A 17,754-nucleotide genomic window follows, 5' to 3' on the forward strand; every position below is an offset into this window, starting at 1 on the left:
TATGAGTGAAATGCTGACAAAAGTACGTGGCAAGGTTGCTAACCTTGGCATGAAAACAAAAACAGGTCTGATGGCTGTTGCCATGTCTACTGCTTGTGCCGTTCCGGCTTTTGCCGCTGATCCAGGTGCTTCTAGTTCTGGCTCTGGTATCGCGATTAACTTCGATATTAACCAGATGTTCACTTTCGCTAACATCATCATCGAAGCTCTGATGCCAGTTGTTTATATCACAGCTGGTTTAGGAATTGGTTTCCTTATCATCAATTCCTTAAAAGCGGCGTTCCGCTGATGCGGTTTGCTTACCCGATGGGATAGGCACTCTTCCGGGGGCGAGGGATTTATTCCCCCGCCCCCTTATTCATTCCCGGTTTGCGACTCATTAACGCAGCATTAACTTATTTCGCTTGCGTTTCCTGCCGCCGGGGATTTTCTTCCCTTGCGGTTATAATTCAGCCGCATGACGGCGCAGACCGCGTGTCAAGGGCGGTTCTATTCCGGGCGTGCCTTTACCCTTGACGCGGACGGTCGCGCCCCAGAATGCGCTATAGGCGGTAGCGCTTTTGTGCTATCCGCCTTAGTTGCTCATTCTTTCATTATAATAAGCCATTTAATTGGCATTTATTTGTTTTCCTACAAACAGCAACCATCAATTATTGTTCATCAATTACCAAAAATGTATTACTCCTGCAATGCTGGCGGCGTTTAGCGCCAGCAAAAAACATAAAATGGGAATATAGCTTAACTGGAAAAGCGGCGGTGTAATCCCTCAATACGCCAATGCATTCCCGGTTCGAATCCGGGTATTCCCTCTGAAAAATGTCCAAACGTTTGGACATTTTGAAAGAAGCAGTTCGAAAGGAGAAAATGAACCATGAATAAAGAGAAAACCTTAAAAATTATCGAAACACGAATTAGCGATTTAGATGCACTTATTAAGATTGGCTCACAGAATGAGTCACAGAAAAATAATGTTGAAATGTGGCAGTTTGCAAGGAATGAACTGGTATTAGTCTGCGATGCAGTCGCAGACATAGAAGAAAGTGAGGTGTAATGCATGAATGAAGATAACGAAGTGCGAGAAGAAAATTCTTCTGATACACAGAAAGGCTCATCGTCGCCAGAACGTAGTGAAGCGGTTGACAAGGAAGTTTCTGAAAAGGATTCAGAAAATACTGTTTCCGAAAAAATGGATAATAAAGAATCGTCTGATTCATTCACTTCCGAAAAACCAGATACCTCTGATTCGTCTGATACAGCTTCTGCTGTTAATGAAATAATTGATGCTATCAAGAAAGAATTAGATAGCAGAGCCGAAACCGAAGCTGATAGCGTAGATATTGAAACCAGCGGCATAACAGATACCGACAGCGAAGCGGCAGAAACAGGAAATAAAGAAACTGATACCGAAGAGAACTATTCAGAAGTTACACACACGGGAAAAACCCGCGCAAAAGTCTACGATTCACTCGATGACGAAGAGGAGGAGGAAATAAGCGTATACACGATTGCTAGTGCATCCGATTTGTCGCCATACGAAGCAACTATAGTAAATCGTCTGGATAACATTTTAACGTGTGCCATCATTACTGCTTGTTGTGCTCTTCTTATCCTCTTCCATACCTTAAAAAGGGAGTAATACTTATGGAAACACTACAATATTTCACTTATTTCATTATTATATGCGCCTTTGTAAATATAGGCGGCTTTATTGTCTCTGGACTAATACGCGTCTATAAGTCAATCAATAATGGTAGGGGGGTGCGAAAATGATAAGCTATCCCTGTTATAACGAGGTGTTCGGTATTATGCTTGGACTTTATGTAATATTACAGATGCTCCACGTTGCCGATCTTTGTGCCCATGAATAAAAATGTCCAAACGTCTGGACAAATTTATAGTAAGAAAGGAAGAAAGAAAAATGTATATTGCTATCACAGATACCCGTGTTTACACGGCAAAAACGTTACCCATGTTAAACCGTTCTATGAATGGGATGCTTGAAGAAGATGAGTTTAAACAGGTAGGTGCAGATAGTGTAGTGGTTCTATCTGCCGCCAATCTGGATTTCGTGCAGGACAAGCGCAAACTTTCCAGCATCATGTTCGGCAACTTCTTCAAAAAAGACGTAGTTCCCCGAAATCTTATGATTGCAAATATCATTCTGACATTTATTATGTTTGTACGGATTGGAGGGTAAAAAATGCAGGTTGATTTCCAATCACTCATGAGCGGCTTCTCTGCCCCGGTTGACACGGGCGATCCGATTAAATCTATCTATGGAATTATCCCCTACATGGATTCCACACAGATGCACCTAAAATTCCAGCTCATGTATTTCATCGAAAAGTATGATCTTTCCGAATGGCGTAAGGTCTTTGAGGACATTGACAAGCAATTACAAAACAATAAGAATATCAATTTCTTTAGCAGTCAGAATCTTAAAGCTTTGCTTTCCGCTTACACGCAGAACGAGCTTGTCCGGGGTATCAAGGTTAATACGCTTAACGAGAACGGTGGTGGTAATTAATGCCGGGAACAATCATTGGATGCCTTGGCGCACAGCGTTCTGGAAAAACACTGTTTGCCTATAAGCTGGTAAAAGCGATTCGCGAAGCTTATAACATTCCTGTGTATACCAATATTTATAGTCCCCAGGATGATTTTCATTATATCAATTCTCTTGAAGATTTTCCTTTAGACCTTGAACCTAAGATTTTATTTATTGACGAAATCTACAATGGACTGGATGCACAAGACTATAAGAAGTTAAAAGAAATTTCTATCTTTATCAATACGATAGGCAAGCAGAATTGTCTGTTTGTCTACACCACCATTGAAGCAGAAATGGTATACAACCGCCTGCGAAACCAAACACAAACTGTAGTAGTTGTATCTAAAAACGATAGAAACATTTACTACAAATTGATTAACCTTGCGGATATGTCCAGTTCTATTCATTCTGTCCCCATCAATGCCAAGCTGTTTGAGAACGTATATTATGATACGCAGTTCATACCGCTTGACTTTGACTGGGGAATGAAAGACTGGCGCAACAAGTTATCAAATTTTTACCGGGATAATTATGGACTGATTGTAAATCTATGATTTCATTTTCTTTTGGGAACAGATGGGCGCTTTTCTTTAGCTTCAGCAAAGAAAAGCGCCAGTGTTTCAGAAATAAATCCAGATATTTAAACAAAATGTCCAAACATCTGGACATTTTATCTTTCATCCATACATTTCGGTTTCAACACGCAAACTATTGACCCCCGTACGTCCCCTTTGGGGCGGACAACGCTTACACGGCATTATTAATTTTTAAACGAAAGGAAAAATGCTATGGATAATATTTTTAGACTTCTAAGGCGAAACAGCAAGCAGATATTGTCTTTCATGCTTGCTTTTGTTGTATTCGTAGAAAATCCTCTTACCGCTCTTGCAAGTCCTACTACAAATGAATCATTCAACATTAGTAAACCCGTTTTGGTCGATGATTCCCCAGAAAACTTTGATCCAGATACATATACGGGAGAACCATTCTATTTTGATGAAAATGGAAATCGGGTCTACGATTCCGAAAACGAAGAACTACAGGAATCAAGGAGACAACTTGCAGACCAATTAAATTTAGAAAATATAGAATTTGAACCAGAACAACCTGATTATTCTGATATCGAATGGACATTTGAAGATTACCCCTTAACTACAATGGGCGATCCAGAAATATCTTCTTATATAGTCGGTATTGATGATGCTGCATATATTGTTATTGGTACGTGTATGGCGGCTTATGGTGTTTATGCAGGAATTAAAACAATCAAAAAATTTGCTTCAAATACTCTTGAACCTTGGATTCGCCGTAAATACGGAAACAACGAAACAAAAATGAAAACATGGCAAGACTGTCTTGCTACAAAGGCTGGCACTACATATGTAGGAATGAAAGTTCTTTCCAGCATGGTAGGAGAATGTCTTGGTTCTGCTACATGGAAAGGAAACGAAGCTACGTTTGAATCCTCTTATATGACAGACACAACCTATGCTTGGTTTCCAGCTAGTATGAAAGACCGTTATATAAAATCTGCCACATGGAAAGCATATGATAGTGATGGCAAATTACTATATCAAACTCAAGCTGATATTATCGGTAACTATCCTGTTGGTTCATATAAAAAAACAGCTTATGTGAAATATCAAGGTAGTACAGCTAATACTGATTTTTCAATGCTACAAGGTATTTTAGACAATGAAAACAAGGTCCATGTAGAAAGTGGTACAAGTTTTTGCGTACGATATTATTATAATAGGTTTTATTATGACGAGGATGGCGAAACCGGGTATTATCAATGGACAGAAAGCTTTCCATTTGAAAGAAAGTTTCCTGCATTTGTAGCTTTAAATCTCGGTCTTGTTTTTGCAAACCAAGATGCTTTGAGATCTTATCTTTTATATGACACAACAGGCGGTTTGTATACTGTTGATGGAGTAACATCTCCAACAGAAACTATCCAAGTTAAAAAAACATGGATCGGCTTGCAGGAAAACTTTTCTAAAAATTATACTGTTTCTGATTCAATAACAGTTCCAAGTACCGCAGAGGCATCCGATAAATTATTATCTTCAATTTATGCCTCTAATAATGAATCCGAGGTAATTTCCAATATTGCTCCATATTGGAAAATCGATAAAATAGGTTCTTCTTTATCTACGGTGCAAGCATATTCGCATTTAAGTTACCTTTTATCAGCGATTGCGACTTATGCCGGAACAAGTGTTGCTCAAAGCCAGATAGATTCCTTTATTAGTGAATATTATGGAAATTATGTTGATGGCACTAGCGCAAGGAAAGAAGAACAATCACAAGATATTTTAGCAAAATTTGTTGTTATCCAAGGTGGAAATAATGGCAGTCCAGATGATAATAACAAAGACAAAAATAAATATAAAATCAGTAAAAAACTTGCTGAAGCATTTGGTGTTTTTTTATTCGGTGCGGGTCTAATATCTAGTGCCCTTGATTTTAATAATGGTACTGCTATTTCGCCTACTATTGAAGTTGTTTCTGCTTCAACAATTCAACCGAACCCAAGTCCTAATCCGGGTGGTTCGTCAAGTTCCGGGATTGATTCAAGTAAACTTACTGAATTACTTAATAAGATAATTAAATCTATTACGGCTTTACCAGATTCTATTACAGAATCTCTGTCTGAACCAATTAACAATATTAGTAGGTTGATTGAGCTTTTACCAGATAAATTAGTACATGGATTTATCTCTTCTGATTTTCTGACAGGTATCTCTTCTCTTGTCGGTTCTCTTCCGAATGCGATTGCTGATTTGATGCCGGGTGTTTTGTCAACCTCATTGCCTAATATTTTGCAAGGTGTTTTCGGTTTAACAAATGGATTTTCACTTCCATCTGTTCTTAGTTCCATTGAAGCGGCTTTGGCTTCTTTTCCAGATGCATTAATTCATCCTTTAAAATCGATAGAATCCGCTATTGATTCTCTTCCGGATAGATTTAGGGACATTATTGACGGAAATAAAACACAAAATGATAATAACGAAACAGAAAACGATTCTGGATTTACTAACTTCTTGAATTTGTTCATGATAGTGTTATTTATCATTGTTATGCTGTTAATATTATTTATTAACTGTCTACGATTCATTGTATTAGTTTTTAACATTCCAGCATTTGACGGACTTCTCGACGAAAATATACTTCGTGGAATTAATTATTTAAAAGAAGTGAATTTACCATTGCTGGGAGATAATCTTTCGCTTTATAACTTGTTGTTGTCATGTGCTTACTTTGTAATCTTTTTATCTGTTATTGCAGTAATTCGTAAAAAGATTGATAAGATACACATTTAAGAAAGGATGATATAATGATTTATTTTCTTTCAATAAATGTAGAGCCACTAACACCACCATCTATAGATGGTTTCTTTAGCGGCTCTATATTAACATCGGTTTCCAATTTTTTCAATTTTATTTTTACGTTTATCAGCAACATTGTTTCAGCATTGACAAATTTTTATGATACCTTGGTTGAAATAAATACTTATGTTGTTCAGCTTGGAAATTCCGCACAATCAGGTGTAGCAAGTGATCTTCCTGTTTTACAATGTGTTGGGACATATCGCTATTTAATGGGTGATCCAGTTTTTTATATGACCTATATTATGGTCGTAACAGGATGTTTATTTACTATATATAAATTAACACTGTTATTAATTAAGGTATTTAAGGAAATGAAGAATAATATTACATCACAAGGAAAAACTTCCGCCGGACTTATGTCCTTTTTATCTCAACTTTTTAAATAACTATTATGATAAAAATACATTCGTCAGTACCTCAATAATTGTTCCTCCAAAGAAATACAATAAAAAGCATTTTAGCATAATATTTCTTTTTGTGATTTTTTTGCGCTCGATTGGGTTTGCAGAATTCCAAGAATGTCTCCAATTATCTTCTTGTCCTGTTCCCCAGTCGAAGCGCCTATCATTTTTTATATTATCAATCACTTGTTTTTCATCAAGTTGGTACTCTTGTGCATAATATTTTTTTAATTGTGACTCGGCATAATTCCAGATAATAAAGAATGTGATTAGGTTGCTAATAAATCTTGCTTTGAAAAAGGGAGTTAATACATCCATATTGGTATTCCTTTCTTATTCTTTTGTTTTTTTGGGAACTATTAAATAAGGTTTTATATTTTGTCCAAACGTTTGGACAAAATCAGAAAAGATATTATGAATATAAGATTATGTCGAACGGTTCTTTTCTTAATTTATATTTGATATTGCCACCAACAGTATAACGGCAATTATTATAATTGCTATACCGAATAAAAATTTCAATATCATTCTGAAAAAACCAAAACACTTTTTAAGTCCATTGGTTTGTTCTGCTTTTTGTGAATTTTGTTTTTTCATATCTCGCATAATTTTTTTATTGTGAGTATATGTTTTAGATTTTAAGGCATTTCTTCGAATTGCTTTATCCAGTGATGTTTTGTTCACTATTTGGGGCGCTTTACCCTCATCCAAACTTTTCAATCTCTTTTGCATAGGATTGCTTCTCCTTTGAATATCTTATATTCATTATAGCAAATGCAGAAGTTATTGTAAAGCTGTTACTCTATCAATTTCCGGCTGGGTGTTGCCTACTTGACTATGGCAACACTTAACCGAGAAAAAATGCAAATTTTTTCTCAAAATTCTATTTTGTCCAAACGTTTGGACAAAATGAAAAGGGTTCTCAAAATGTACAACGTTAAAATTTCACAATATTTAGAATCTACAGAGGTAGTTTATTATTCTAACGTTATTACTGGGCGTGAAAAAGAAAAAGATTCTTTTATTGTGGAGCGTGATAATGAGCTGTTTGAAGTTTATTCGTTTATGGCTTTTGGAATAAATAAATCAGAAAAAAGCAAAGAAGAAAATGTACTTCATTCGTTCTTTGTTTCATTTAACCGCACAAAAAATAAAATTTATAGTTATGCGCGGGATAATATCTGGGAATGGTTTCTTACATTTACTTTCGATCCAAAACTGGTTGATTCATTTAACTATGATGAAGTAGTAAAATGTATGTCTGATTTCTTACGTTATATGGGCGATCATTCATCTTGTCGAACAAAGTATTTGATTGTTCCAGAACGGCATAAATCGGGGCGTTACCATCTGCATGGTGTTTTTAGTAACATGGATATGTCACTCTGGAAAATGAAGTATTCTGGACACACCACAAAGGGCGGCTTGCCAATTTACAATATTGCTGGTTTTCCATATGGATTTACAACCGCTACGCAGGTACAAAGTTCTGTCCGGATATCTCATTACATATCAAAATATATAACGAAAGATATGTTTAAAGGTATTAAGAATAAAAAGAGATATTGGTGTACTAGAAACTTAGATTCCGGCACACACACCACTATGATGATCGCAAAGTCAGACTTAGAAACCCTACTTAACAGTTTCGGGGAAGTCCAGAGCATGAAAACGATTGATACGCCGTACAATACCATTAAGTTCTTCCAGTTCTGAAAAATGTCCAAACGTTTGGACAAAAAAGCCCGGAGATTCGTTCCCCGGGCTTTCTTTTATGCTTCGATGTAAAACGCTGCGTAATACCCTGCAAGGGCATTACAGTTATAATATTCGAATGAATTTGTAACTTGGTTGAACGAAACTCCAAAGTCGATTTTTATAAGCGATTCTGGATTCCACGGCTTACCCGGTCTTAAATTACACGGGCATAAGAAAACATTTTTTCCAGCGTTGAATATTCTTCGTGCAACAGGTTTTGTAACGCGTTTATACGGAACGCCACCAATTTCAAATACCATTTTCTTCATGATTTACCATCCTTTCTTGAAATATCCAGAAAGGAGAAAAGCGGCTTATTCAGCCGCTACTTCTTTTAAGTATACTTTATGTGGGCGTCTTTCACGATCGCACGCTTTAAAGTATGGTTTTTCTTTTCCGTCAAGTAATTTGTTAATTTCGTATTTCATTCCCCATGAGCTTTCAACCATTTGCTTCCCTGTTACGCTTTCGTAAAATGAAAAGTATTCATTTTCTGGTAACTCAACCGTGATTTTGTCACTGGTTATTGCAAAGCAATGTTCGCTTCCGTATGTATAAACGGGTGTCTTTTCTTGTCCTAACACACCATAATTGCGATAGATTTCAAATCTATTTGCAAGACTTCTTATAGCCATTTCAATGGCGCTTCCCAAAACGTAGCATCGTAGAAATGAATCTATCAACTCATAATCGTCTGTAAGCCACAAGTTTGCTACCCATTTATGGTTTCCGTAGTCATCACAAGCTTCCCGGACGAGGTCTTTATTTTCCTCGACGTATTTCTGTGCTTTGCTTCGACAGAATGTGTGCGATCCGGATGCATTTCCAGTAATTCTATCTTCGTTTATCAGCTCTTCGTAGAGCCGTTCTTTCAGCTCATCAAGATCCATGCCGTTCATGTCAACTTCCTCTTTGATGTATGTGAGTACATCTTCTTTTACTGCTTCATAGTAGTTATACATAATTATTCCTCCTTGGGGTTTTCTGTAATTTAAAAGAGGTGTAGAGATTTTGCCCTACACCATTTTTTCCAGTTCTGCCATTAGGCTTTCGCCAACTTGAACCCATGCTTCAAATTCATCGACGCGATCCTGGTAATACTGAAAATCATCTTTATCAGTTTTCGCTTCTTCCAGATTTTCTTTCGCATTTTCAAGATTATCACGGTTGCTTTTTAATTCGTATTCAAGCGTACCAGCGATTCTTTCAAGGTATTCAATACGCATCTTTTTCAAGGTAATTTTATTAGCTTTCATAGAGATTTTCCTTTCTGAACTGCCCTCCGAATTTCGCCGGAGGGATATTAATTAGTACCAGTTGATACCCGGGTCAACGTCTGCAAAGATTTCATCTTTGTATTCGTTTTCTTCGGTTTCACGAACTGTTTCGTACTTCGTTGATTGAAGTTTGAACCAGTTCATGCTTCCTGTTTCCCTACAGGTTTCTCTCATTTCTTCTAAATATCTGTTACGATACATTTTAGAACCCCTTTCTGGATTTTCTTTATTTAGTTGTCAATGTGCTTTGTTACGGCATCTGTTTTTAGCAGGCTGTGAACGGAAGAAAAGGGGCGGAGAAAATATTTTTTTATTTTTTATTCATATACCTTTATTCTTCTTTACCCTTTATATAAAAAATCAAAAAATATTTTTGGAGTACATTTTACCCCTTTTCTGGAGAGAACAGTTTGCTATGATGCCTGAGTAACAAGGCATGACAACAAATAAAGGAAAACCAGAAAGGGATGCGAATGTGTGGTATAACAGGTATTTAGAAGATGGCAAGAGGACTTGTAAGGATTCTGGAAGTATGTATCGGTTGCGCCCCGCTTGCTTTCGACCCTAGTACGTCCCCTTTGGGGCGGACAACGCTTACACGGCATAAATAAAAATGTCCAAACGTCTGGACATTTTAACCTTTTTTGCATATTCCTTTTGCTTTGAACAATCAAACTTTATGCTTTTTTACCTTCAGCAAAGTGTAAGTTTCTTCTAAACGATTTACTTAGATAGATATTTTTACAGTTTCTATGCTATATTCTATCTTACGGTTCAGCTTCCTCTTCGCAATTACTAATGTCCTGTTTTCTCTTTGTATCGCCTGTGTTGCCCTATCAAGAAATAATTTTCCTTGTACCGATATGCATGAATGGAATGTACTGGATAAATGGATATGAAGTATATCTGGTGTCTAATAATTATTATCATTGATAGAGTCAATACATGAATATCAAAGAAGAAACAGGGGAAGAGAAAACGTAGAATAGAAAGACTGAACTGGAATGACAGCTATAGACATTAGAAACAGAGAAGAAGCTACTTGCTTAGTAATACCGTGAATGTATCGAAACACTTTGCCGAATGATACAAAAAAACATGAATAAGTGATGCAGAATGCATCTTTCCTTGGTCTGGCTGGTAAAGAAGTTTCGAATTAGCGTTTTAGTCTGTAAATCGTGTTCACATGGTTTATAGGCTAAAAGCTAAAAGCGGACTTCTTCCGGGGCTTTAGTGACCGACCTTGAGGTGGGATTCTGACTGCACCACGCCAATAGCAGATGGCGTGTCAAGAGCGGAACGTGCAATTTACTCTTGATACGCCGTCTGTTATTGGCGTAGTGTGCGATATATGGAAGAAAGGTGTATGAGTATGGGAAAAAGAAAAGATTTAACTGAGCGAGAACGGTATGCAATCGAAGCATACAGAAACGAGAAAAAGAGTATTAAGGAAATAGCTGTTCTGCTGGGGCGTCATTATCAGACGATTTACCGGGAAATCAAACGCGGAACGGTTGAAATGCTGGATTCCGAATTGCGAACCTATAGCAAATACTGTGCCGATACCGGGCAGGCAATCGCCGACAGGAATAAATCAGAAAAGGGGCGCGAACTGAAAATTGGAAACGATTTAACTTTCATCCGCTTCATAGAGCAGATGGTGCTGGAAAAGCGCTATTCGCTGGAAGCGATCCTTTTGCATATTAAGACGCATAAACTAAAATTTAAGACAAACGTCTGCTTGAATACCTTGTATAGCTATGTAGACAAGGGATTGTTTTTAAATATTACAAATAAGCATCTGCCTGTGAAATGTAACCGGAAGAAGCGAAACCTGCGTAAGATTTCCACGGTTGCCAGAAATAACCTAAAAGGACGAAGTATAGAAGAACGCGCCAAAAGCATCATGAAGCGCAGGCATTACGGACATTGGGAGATGGATACCGTAGTAGGCTGTCAAGGTGGCAACAAAGATTGTTTGTTGGTTCTGACAGAACGGAAAACCCGGTTTGAATATATCTTCAAAATCCCGGACAAGTCCCAACGTAGCGTGATACGGGTCCTGGATCGCTTAGAAACTGCCTACGGGACAGAAAACTTCCGCCAGACGTTTAAAACCATCACTATGGATAATGGCGTTGAATTTCTGGACATGGCAGGTGTAGAACGTTCTGTGAGTAGTCCAGATGCCCGCCGCACGGTTGCCTACTATTGCCACCCGTATTGTAGTTTTGAGCGCGGCAGTAATGAGAACCTAAACAAGATGATCCGGCGGCATATTCCAAAAGGCGCTGATATAGCCGAATTTAGCGAAGAGGATGTAGCGCGCATCCAAGATTGGATGAACGATTATCCCCGCGCCATCTTCGGTGGTTTATCAGCGTGTGAAATGCTACAAAAAGAGCAGGCATAAAAAAATGTCCAAACGTTTGGACATTTTAGGCGCACGTATCTTTGGTGCGTCTGTTTGCCATGCCCGAAAATATCTCCAGCCATTCCAAAAATGTCCAAACGTCTGGACAAAATCTCCCAATTTAGCAATAATGCACAAATACAAGCTACATATTATCCGTACAAAAGCTTATATTTGTGCATTCTGCTATTTCATCGATTTTTTACATACTTTTCTTGACATTTTCAGCGCATCTGTCATTTTCGAACCAGTCAGCATTTACTCTTCTTTTTGGCTCTGTTCGCTGTATTCCCTAAATGCACGATCCATCTCGATATAGTTGCGTTTCAGGGAAACCGGCTTTCCGTCGCGGGTCAGGAAACAATGGCGGCTCTCGCCCACGCAGCGGATTGCGCCCGTTTCCTTGTCAAAAACCGTGTATTCCAGCGTCATGCGGATGCCGTTGTATTCCTTCATCTGAACCAGCACCTGCACCGTCTCGCCAAACCGCGCCATGCTCTTATAATCGCAGTGAACCGACAGCACCGGGCTTATGATCCCCTGTTTTTCCATGATGTCATATCCCATTCCCATCTGCTCCATCATGTCGATCCGCGCTTCCTCAAACCAGTGTAGGTAATTTGCATGGTGAATGATTCCCATCTGGTCGGTTTCATAATACTGCGCTTTGTGTTCGTAAATTTTCAGTTCCATAAAAACCCCTCTTTTCCATCTAAAAAGGGATACCTGCACAACTGCAATTTCTGCCGTTCTGCAATATCCCCCTCTGGTTCTGATATGTGTGTCACCGTCCGCACACTGTGCAGGCAATGGCTGATACCTTACTGTTCCAGTTCTTCTCCGAGTCCGCTCTCGATCGCCTCGGTAATCGTCTTCAGCGCTTCTTCCTCATCCGGTCCGTCGCAGGCAACCGTGATCTCGGTGCCGCACTTGATACCCGCTGCCATCACGTTCAGCACGCTCTTTGCCACAATATGTTTCTCCCCGCACTCAATCAGAGTCCGGCTCTTAAATTTCATCGCGGTCTGCGAAAGCACGCCAGCCGGCCGCAGGTGAAGTCCCGATGGATTAACCACTTTCACTTTCTTCGATACCATAGCTGTCCCTCCCTCGTCAATTCTTAGTTTCTAATTACTCTAATTTTAGTCTAAGTAGGGCAGACTGTCAAGCGTTAGACCAGCACCTGCTGCGCGTAATTAACAGACGCCATCGCATCGCGGCAATACGCATCCGCTCCTATCATATCCGCGTATTCCTGGGTCAGAACCGCGCCGCCGACCATGACTTTCGCCCACGGTGCTTCCTTGCGGAGCTGCTTGATCGTCTCCTCCATGCTCGGCACGGTGGTCGTCATCAGGGCGGACAGACCAACCAGTCTTACATGGTTCTTGATCGTCTCTTCCACGATCGCCTCCGGGGCTACGTCCTTACCTAAATCCAGCACATCATAGCTGTAATTCTCCAATAATACTTTTACGATATTTTTTCCAATGTCATGAATATCGCCCTTGACGGTCGCCAGCACGATCTTGTCCTTCTTCTCTCCTGCTTCCCCGGAGGACTCCATCTGGTTTTTGATGACCTCAAACGCCGATTTTGCCGCCTCCGCACTCATCAGAAGCTGCGGCAGAAAGACGGTGCCTGCCTCAAACCCCTTTCCGACCTTATCGAGTGCCGGGATCATGCAGGAATTGATGACGGTCAGGGAATCCATGGTCTTTAAGAGTTCCCCGGCTGCCGATGCCGCCTGCTCTTTTAAACCTCTCTCCACACTGACCGTAAGCTGATGCTCCGGACCGGATGCCTGGCTGCCAGTGTCCGCACTGCCGGAAGCTCCAGCTGCACCTGCCGCCGGGGCACCCGAACCTGCGCTGCCTGCTGCACCTGCGCCGGAAGCTCCGCCCGCACCTGCCTTTGGAATCGCCAGCCGCGCTGCCTGCTCAATATAATCGCCGCAGTGTTCATCCAGTGCTGCCAGGGCCCGGTAGCTATAATAAGAACGCATCATTGCCGCCGAATTTGGATTGATGATCGCCGCGGTCAGACCGCTCTGCATCGCCATCGTAAAGAAATTAGAGTTGACAATCTCACGCTGCGGTAATCCGAAGGAAATATTGGAAACGCCGAGAATCGTATTGCAGCCAAGTTCCTGGCGGACACGGCGCACCGTCTCCAGTGTCACCAGCGCGCCGGTCGGCTCGGAGCTGATCGTCATACAGAGCGCATCGATCACGATGTCTTTTTTCTGGATGCCATACTTTTCCGCCTCCGCACAGATTTTCCGCGCGATCGCCATACGTCCGTCCGCCGTCGCCGGAATGCCTTCCTCGTCGATCGTCAGCGCAACCACCGTGCCGCCGTAATGTTTTACCAGCGGAAATACAGCGTCCATGACCTCCTGTTTGCCATTGACAGAGTTAATCAGTGCCTTTCCATTATAAATACGCAGCGCCTGTTCCATCGCCTCTGTGTCAGTCGTATCAATCTGCAGCGGAAGCTCGGTCACCGCCTGCAATTCCTGTACGACCTCGCGCATCATCGCCACTTCATCGATCTCCGGCAGTCCCACGTTGACGTCAAGCACCGCAGCGCCATTTTCCTGCTGGGTGATCGCCTCGCGCAGGATATATTCCAGGTTGTGATCGCGCAGCGCCTGTTTGAATTTTGATTTTCCGGTCGGATTGATGCGCTCGCCAATAATGACCGGATCGGTTCCCATCTCAACTACCGACGCGTAGGAAGTGATGAGAGTGTCATTTTTCGGCTCGATCGGCTTTCTCGTTCTGCCCTTACACATCTCTGCCAGCAGACGGATGTGCTCCGGGGTCGTACCACAGCAGCCCCCGACTGCCGAAACGCCCATCTCCAGCATTCCTTTCATTTCCTCGACAAATTCTGGCGGATCAATATCATATACGGTCTTTCCTCCCTCGCTTCGCGGAAGTCCCGCATTTGGATTGACAACCACCGGGATCGACGCATACCGAAGCAGTTCTTCCACAATCGGCTTCATCTGAACCGGACCTAATCCACAATTGATTCCGAGCGCATCCACGCCCAGACCTTCCAAAAGTGCCACAACGGACTTCGGTGTTCCGCCGGTTAAAAGTTTGCCTTTTCCATCGAAAATTGTGGTTGCAAAGATTGGAAGATCGGAATTTTCCTTTGCCGCCAGAACCGCTGCCTTGAGTTCATACGTGTCGCTCATCGTCTCGATCAGAATCAGATCCGCGCCGCCTCGCACGCCTGCCTTTACCACCTCGGTATAGATGGAGACCGCCTCCTCAAAGTCCAGATCACCCATTGGCTTTAAAAGGCGTCCGGTCGGTCCCAGATCCAGCGCTACATAACCACGGCCGCAGTGTTCTACCGCTGTCCGGGCATTTTTCATCGCCGCATCCACGATCTCATCCAGATTAAACTCGGCTGCCTCATTGTATTTCAGGCGGTTCGCGCCGAATGTATTCGATAAAATAATATTCGCGCCCGCGTTCAGATAATCCTCATGGATCTTTACCAGAACCTCCGGATGCTTGATATTCCAGGTTTCCGGCAGTTCGCCCGGTTTCAGCCCGGCTCCCTGCAAAAGACTTCCCATTCCTCCGTCAAATACCAGTATTTTATCGTTCCAATCTTCCCGTATACCCATGTCAGCTTCCTCTCTGTTTTTGTTTCTTACTTATTTATCTCTCCGGCACAGGCAGTTTTTGTTTGAACAGACCTCACAGCCCTCTTTCACACAGCCCGCCGCTATCTTCGATACTCCGATGACCGCCGTCACCGACTTGGACGGCATCATCAAAAAACTTTCCGTCAATGTAATCCCCACCGTCTTTTCCGCTTCCAGTACCCGGCAGAAATCCGGCTGGCACGAAAGCGGCAGATCTCCATAACCTGGCGAAAAGCGGGGACGCAGATAGAGTCCTTCTTCTGCTGCCTCCGCTTTTAATTTGTCATTGATTTCATTGCAGTAACTCTCAATCCGTGCCGCCGCGCACGCCTGCAGGACAACCGCCCGGCTCATCGAAAGACGGCTGTATCGGCGCAGAAGCAGATCCACACCAGCCCCCAGCGTCGCCGCAAAAAGGATGACCTCCTGACAGTCCTTTAAATTGCGGCTGAGCGCCCGGCTTTTTACTTTAAAACACGTAAAATCAAGTTCTGAATCTGGCAGCAGCGTCAGCGGATAGCGTCTGTAAAAGCTCCGGCAGTTGACGGATCGCTCTAATTCTTCCAGACAGTCCTCCACCAGATCTTTCGTCTGCAGATCCGGCTCCTGCTGCCCTTTAATTCCTAAATACCGATATATTTCTCTCCGATTGACTTCCGCCATTACAGAATCTCCGACAGGTTGTTCTTAATCTGCGCCGCTACATCCGGTTTATTCATTGAATATACATGGATTCCATTTACATGGTTCGCAATCAGATCGATGATCTGCTCAGTTGCATAGGCGATACCTGCCTGCTTCATCGCTGCCGGGTTATCACCAAAACGATCTACGATCGCCTTGAAGCGTGCCGGAAGGTAGGTGCCGGACATGCTGCAGATGCGCTTGATCTGACTTATGTTTGTCACCGGCATGATGCCTGCGACAACCGGAACCGTGATTCCTTTTTCTCGGATACGGTACAGGTAATTATAAAGAATATTATTGTCAAAGAACATCTGGGTCGTCACAAAATCACAGCCCGCTTCCACTTTTTCTTTCAGATGCCCGATATCCACCGTCTTGTTGACCGATTCCACATGTCCCTCCGGATAGCAGGCTGCGCCGATGCACAGCTCCGGGCAGGTCTCACGGATCTCGCGGATCAGCTGGGATGCATACTGATAATCTTTTTCTACCTTGCCGTCTTTCGGAATATCGCCGCGAAGTGCCAGAACATTCTCAATTCCGTGTGCCTGAATCTCGCGCAGGACACTGTGCACCTTCTCACGGGTTGAGGAGACGCAGGTCAGATGTGACAGCGCCGGCACCTGGCAGGTGCTCTGGATATCCGATGCGATCTGGACCGTATACTGGCTTGTGCCGCCGCCTGCTCCGTAGGTCACGCTCATAAATGACGGATTTAACTTTGCAATCTCAAGCGCCGCTTTCTCAACGGAAGCGAAGTTGCTCTCCTCCTTCGGCGGGAACACTTCAAACGAAAGCGTCGGCTGTCCTTTGGCTAAAATATCCCTAATCTTCATCGTATTTATCTCCTGTTCTCATCATTTCGTCCGGTTCTGCCCCGGACCTCTATTGCCTATGTATTCTATATGATTTTTGCTCAGTATACCATATTTCCCCAATGAACGCCAGACTTCCAGCAGCTATCTTCTGGATTGATTTTCTATATCTTGCCATAGGTAAAATCTATAGGAACCAAATAAAATACATAAACATACGATACAGATAATTAATTCCAGACAAAGCAAACAAAATCAGCAAAATCACCAGCACAAGGCTCATTTTCCCCTTCTTTTTCTGATTTTTTCCTTGCTGCACCTCGCTTCGTCTCTGCGTTGTCTGATACGACATACTGTTCTGGTTCTGTGTCCGGACGGATGCCTGTCTGCCTGCGCCTGCTGCTTTCTGCGTCTGGGAATATGCCTTCGCCCGGTCCGCAAGCGTGCGGATGGCATCTGTGCCTGCCCTTGCACTCGTTTCCCACGAGGCAGATCCCGCATTGTGGTACTCACAGTCTGTCTCATGCGCCGGGTGGCGCTCATTCAGATAATAAGTTGCATTGACATAGTTAGGATTCCGGATCCACTGTTTACAAAAAGAACAATAATGACCATACTTGATCGGATGGTCGCAAATCGGACAAATTCGTCTCTGCATGAAATACCTCCCCTCGGATCGAACATACTTTTTCGAAAACACCTCGTCAATTATTTTTTATTGTATCATAACTTTTTTACTTTTTTCTATATTTTCTCTTGTATTTTCTCCATTTCGTGTTAAAATACA

The 17,754-nt window shown here is 42.1% G+C and carries 22 protein-coding genes and 1 tRNA gene; 11 read left to right on the plus strand and 12 right to left on the minus strand.

The genetic code is table 11. The annotated features are described in order from the left end of the window. Position 1 precedes the first annotated feature (1 nt). The 9 genes from DW739_RS07835 (at position 2) to DW739_RS07875 (ending at position 6,332) form a co-directional block, all read left to right on the plus strand. Positions 2–289 carry a hypothetical protein gene (locus tag DW739_RS07835; RefSeq protein WP_118742875.1) on the plus strand — a complete coding sequence of 96 codons (288 nt, stop codon included), beginning with the start codon at positions 2–4 and terminating at the stop codon, positions 287–289. A 438-nt stretch (positions 290–727) separates the two neighbouring features. After that, positions 728–809 (plus strand) — tRNA-OTHER (locus DW739_RS07840). 62 nt (positions 810–871) lie between these two features. Further along, on the plus strand, positions 872–1,051 hold the full coding sequence (locus tag DW739_RS07845; protein WP_118742876.1) for a hypothetical protein: 180 nt from the start codon (positions 872–874) through the stop codon (positions 1,049–1,051). A 3-nt stretch (positions 1,052–1,054) separates the two neighbouring features. Further along, complete coding sequence (locus DW739_RS07850) at positions 1,055–1,636, plus strand: hypothetical protein (RefSeq protein ID WP_118742877.1); 582 nt, start codon at positions 1,055–1,057, stop codon at positions 1,634–1,636. 282 nt (positions 1,637–1,918) lie between these two features. After that, on the plus strand, positions 1,919–2,197 hold the full coding sequence (locus tag DW739_RS07855) for a hypothetical protein (protein ID WP_118293446.1): 279 nt from the start codon (positions 1,919–1,921) through the stop codon (positions 2,195–2,197). A gap of 3 nt (positions 2,198–2,200) precedes the next feature. Next, a complete protein-coding gene (locus DW739_RS07860) occupies positions 2,201–2,527 on the plus strand; it encodes a hypothetical protein (RefSeq protein WP_118293445.1) in 327 nt (108 codons plus the stop codon). After that, positions 2,527–3,105 (plus strand): hypothetical protein, encoded by a 579-nt coding sequence (locus DW739_RS07865; protein ID WP_118742878.1) that lies wholly within the window; start codon positions 2,527–2,529, stop codon positions 3,103–3,105. The genes DW739_RS07860 and DW739_RS07865 overlap by 1 nt, the downstream gene beginning before the upstream one ends. A gap of 234 nt (positions 3,106–3,339) precedes the next feature. Continuing rightward, a complete protein-coding gene (locus DW739_RS07870) occupies positions 3,340–5,877 on the plus strand; it encodes a hypothetical protein (protein WP_118742879.1) in 2,538 nt (845 codons plus the stop codon). 14 nt (positions 5,878–5,891) lie between these two features. Continuing rightward, positions 5,892–6,332, plus strand: coding sequence for a hypothetical protein (locus tag DW739_RS07875; RefSeq protein ID WP_118742880.1), 441 nt, complete (start codon positions 5,892–5,894; stop codon positions 6,330–6,332). A 3-nt stretch (positions 6,333–6,335) separates the two neighbouring features. Here the strand turns inward: DW739_RS07875 and DW739_RS07880 are convergent, their stop codons facing one another. Together DW739_RS07880 and DW739_RS07885 are read right to left on the minus strand one after the other, a co-directional pair. Next, a complete protein-coding gene (locus DW739_RS07880) occupies positions 6,336–6,665 on the minus strand; it encodes a hypothetical protein (RefSeq protein ID WP_118742881.1) in 330 nt (109 codons plus the stop codon). Between the two features lie 129 nt (positions 6,666–6,794). Beyond that, positions 6,795–7,079: a hypothetical protein gene (locus DW739_RS07885; RefSeq protein WP_118742882.1), complete on the minus strand. Its 285-nt coding sequence runs from the start codon at positions 7,077–7,079 to the stop codon at positions 6,795–6,797. A 105-nt stretch (positions 7,080–7,184) separates the two neighbouring features. Between DW739_RS07885 and DW739_RS07890 the strand changes: the two genes are divergently transcribed. Beyond that, a complete protein-coding gene (locus DW739_RS07890) occupies positions 7,185–8,063 on the plus strand; it encodes a hypothetical protein (protein ID WP_118742883.1) in 879 nt (292 codons plus the stop codon). Positions 8,064–8,119: 56 nt separating this feature from the next. On the opposite strand, the gene DW739_RS07895 is transcribed toward DW739_RS07890, so the two are convergent. Genes DW739_RS07895 through DW739_RS14900 form a run of 4 tightly spaced genes read right to left on the minus strand, consistent with a single transcriptional unit; the run spans position 8,120 to position 9,583 of the window. Next, positions 8,120–8,374 (minus strand): hypothetical protein, encoded by a 255-nt coding sequence (locus DW739_RS07895; RefSeq protein ID WP_118742884.1) that lies wholly within the window; start codon positions 8,372–8,374, stop codon positions 8,120–8,122. A 45-nt stretch (positions 8,375–8,419) separates the two neighbouring features. Next, positions 8,420–9,067, minus strand: a complete 648-nt coding sequence (locus DW739_RS07900) for a hypothetical protein (RefSeq protein ID WP_118742885.1) — start codon at positions 9,065–9,067, stop codon at positions 8,420–8,422. A gap of 54 nt (positions 9,068–9,121) precedes the next feature. Next, a complete protein-coding gene (locus tag DW739_RS07905; protein ID WP_118742886.1) occupies positions 9,122–9,361 on the minus strand; it encodes a hypothetical protein in 240 nt (79 codons plus the stop codon). Between the two features lie 51 nt (positions 9,362–9,412). After that, the gene (locus DW739_RS14900) at positions 9,413–9,583 is read right to left on the minus strand and encodes a hypothetical protein (RefSeq protein WP_182427960.1); all 171 of its coding nucleotides are present in this window, start codon (positions 9,581–9,583) and stop codon (positions 9,413–9,415) included. A 1,171-nt stretch (positions 9,584–10,754) separates the two neighbouring features. Here DW739_RS14900 and DW739_RS07910 point away from each other — a divergent pair. Beyond that, the gene (locus DW739_RS07910) at positions 10,755–11,795 is read left to right on the plus strand and encodes an IS30 family transposase (protein ID WP_243023751.1); all 1,041 of its coding nucleotides are present in this window, start codon (positions 10,755–10,757) and stop codon (positions 11,793–11,795) included. A 258-nt stretch (positions 11,796–12,053) separates the two neighbouring features. On the opposite strand, the gene DW739_RS07915 is transcribed toward DW739_RS07910, so the two are convergent. The 6 genes from DW739_RS07915 to DW739_RS07940 form a co-directional block, all read right to left on the minus strand. After that, on the minus strand, positions 12,054–12,488 hold the full coding sequence (locus DW739_RS07915) for an acyl-CoA thioesterase (RefSeq protein WP_107000491.1): 435 nt from the start codon (positions 12,486–12,488) through the stop codon (positions 12,054–12,056). Positions 12,489–12,616: 128 nt separating this feature from the next. After that, positions 12,617–12,892, minus strand: a complete 276-nt coding sequence (locus DW739_RS07920) for an HPr family phosphocarrier protein (protein ID WP_022359351.1) — start codon at positions 12,890–12,892, stop codon at positions 12,617–12,619. Positions 12,893–12,966: 74 nt separating this feature from the next. Beyond that, positions 12,967–15,444, minus strand: coding sequence for a homocysteine S-methyltransferase family protein (locus DW739_RS07925; protein WP_118472160.1), 2,478 nt, complete (start codon positions 15,442–15,444; stop codon positions 12,967–12,969). A gap of 30 nt (positions 15,445–15,474) precedes the next feature. Next, positions 15,475–16,128 carry a vitamin B12 dependent-methionine synthase activation domain-containing protein gene (locus tag DW739_RS07930; protein ID WP_118742888.1) on the minus strand — a complete coding sequence of 218 codons (654 nt, stop codon included), beginning with the start codon at positions 16,126–16,128 and terminating at the stop codon, positions 15,475–15,477. Continuing rightward, positions 16,128–16,988, minus strand: a complete 861-nt coding sequence (gene metF / locus DW739_RS07935; RefSeq protein ID WP_118742889.1) for a methylenetetrahydrofolate reductase [NAD(P)H] — start codon at positions 16,986–16,988, stop codon at positions 16,128–16,130. Before metF ends, DW739_RS07930 begins: the two co-directional genes overlap by 1 nt. A gap of 166 nt (positions 16,989–17,154) precedes the next feature. Next, complete coding sequence (locus DW739_RS07940) at positions 17,155–17,625, minus strand: hypothetical protein (protein WP_118742890.1); 471 nt, start codon at positions 17,623–17,625, stop codon at positions 17,155–17,157. Positions 17,626–17,754 lie beyond the last annotated feature (129 nt).

The sequence above is a fragment of the Clostridium sp. AM28-20LB genome (genome assembly GCF_003480665.1).
In the GTDB taxonomy this organism is placed as follows: Bacteria; Bacillota; Clostridia; order Lachnospirales; family Lachnospiraceae; genus Otoolea; species Otoolea fessa.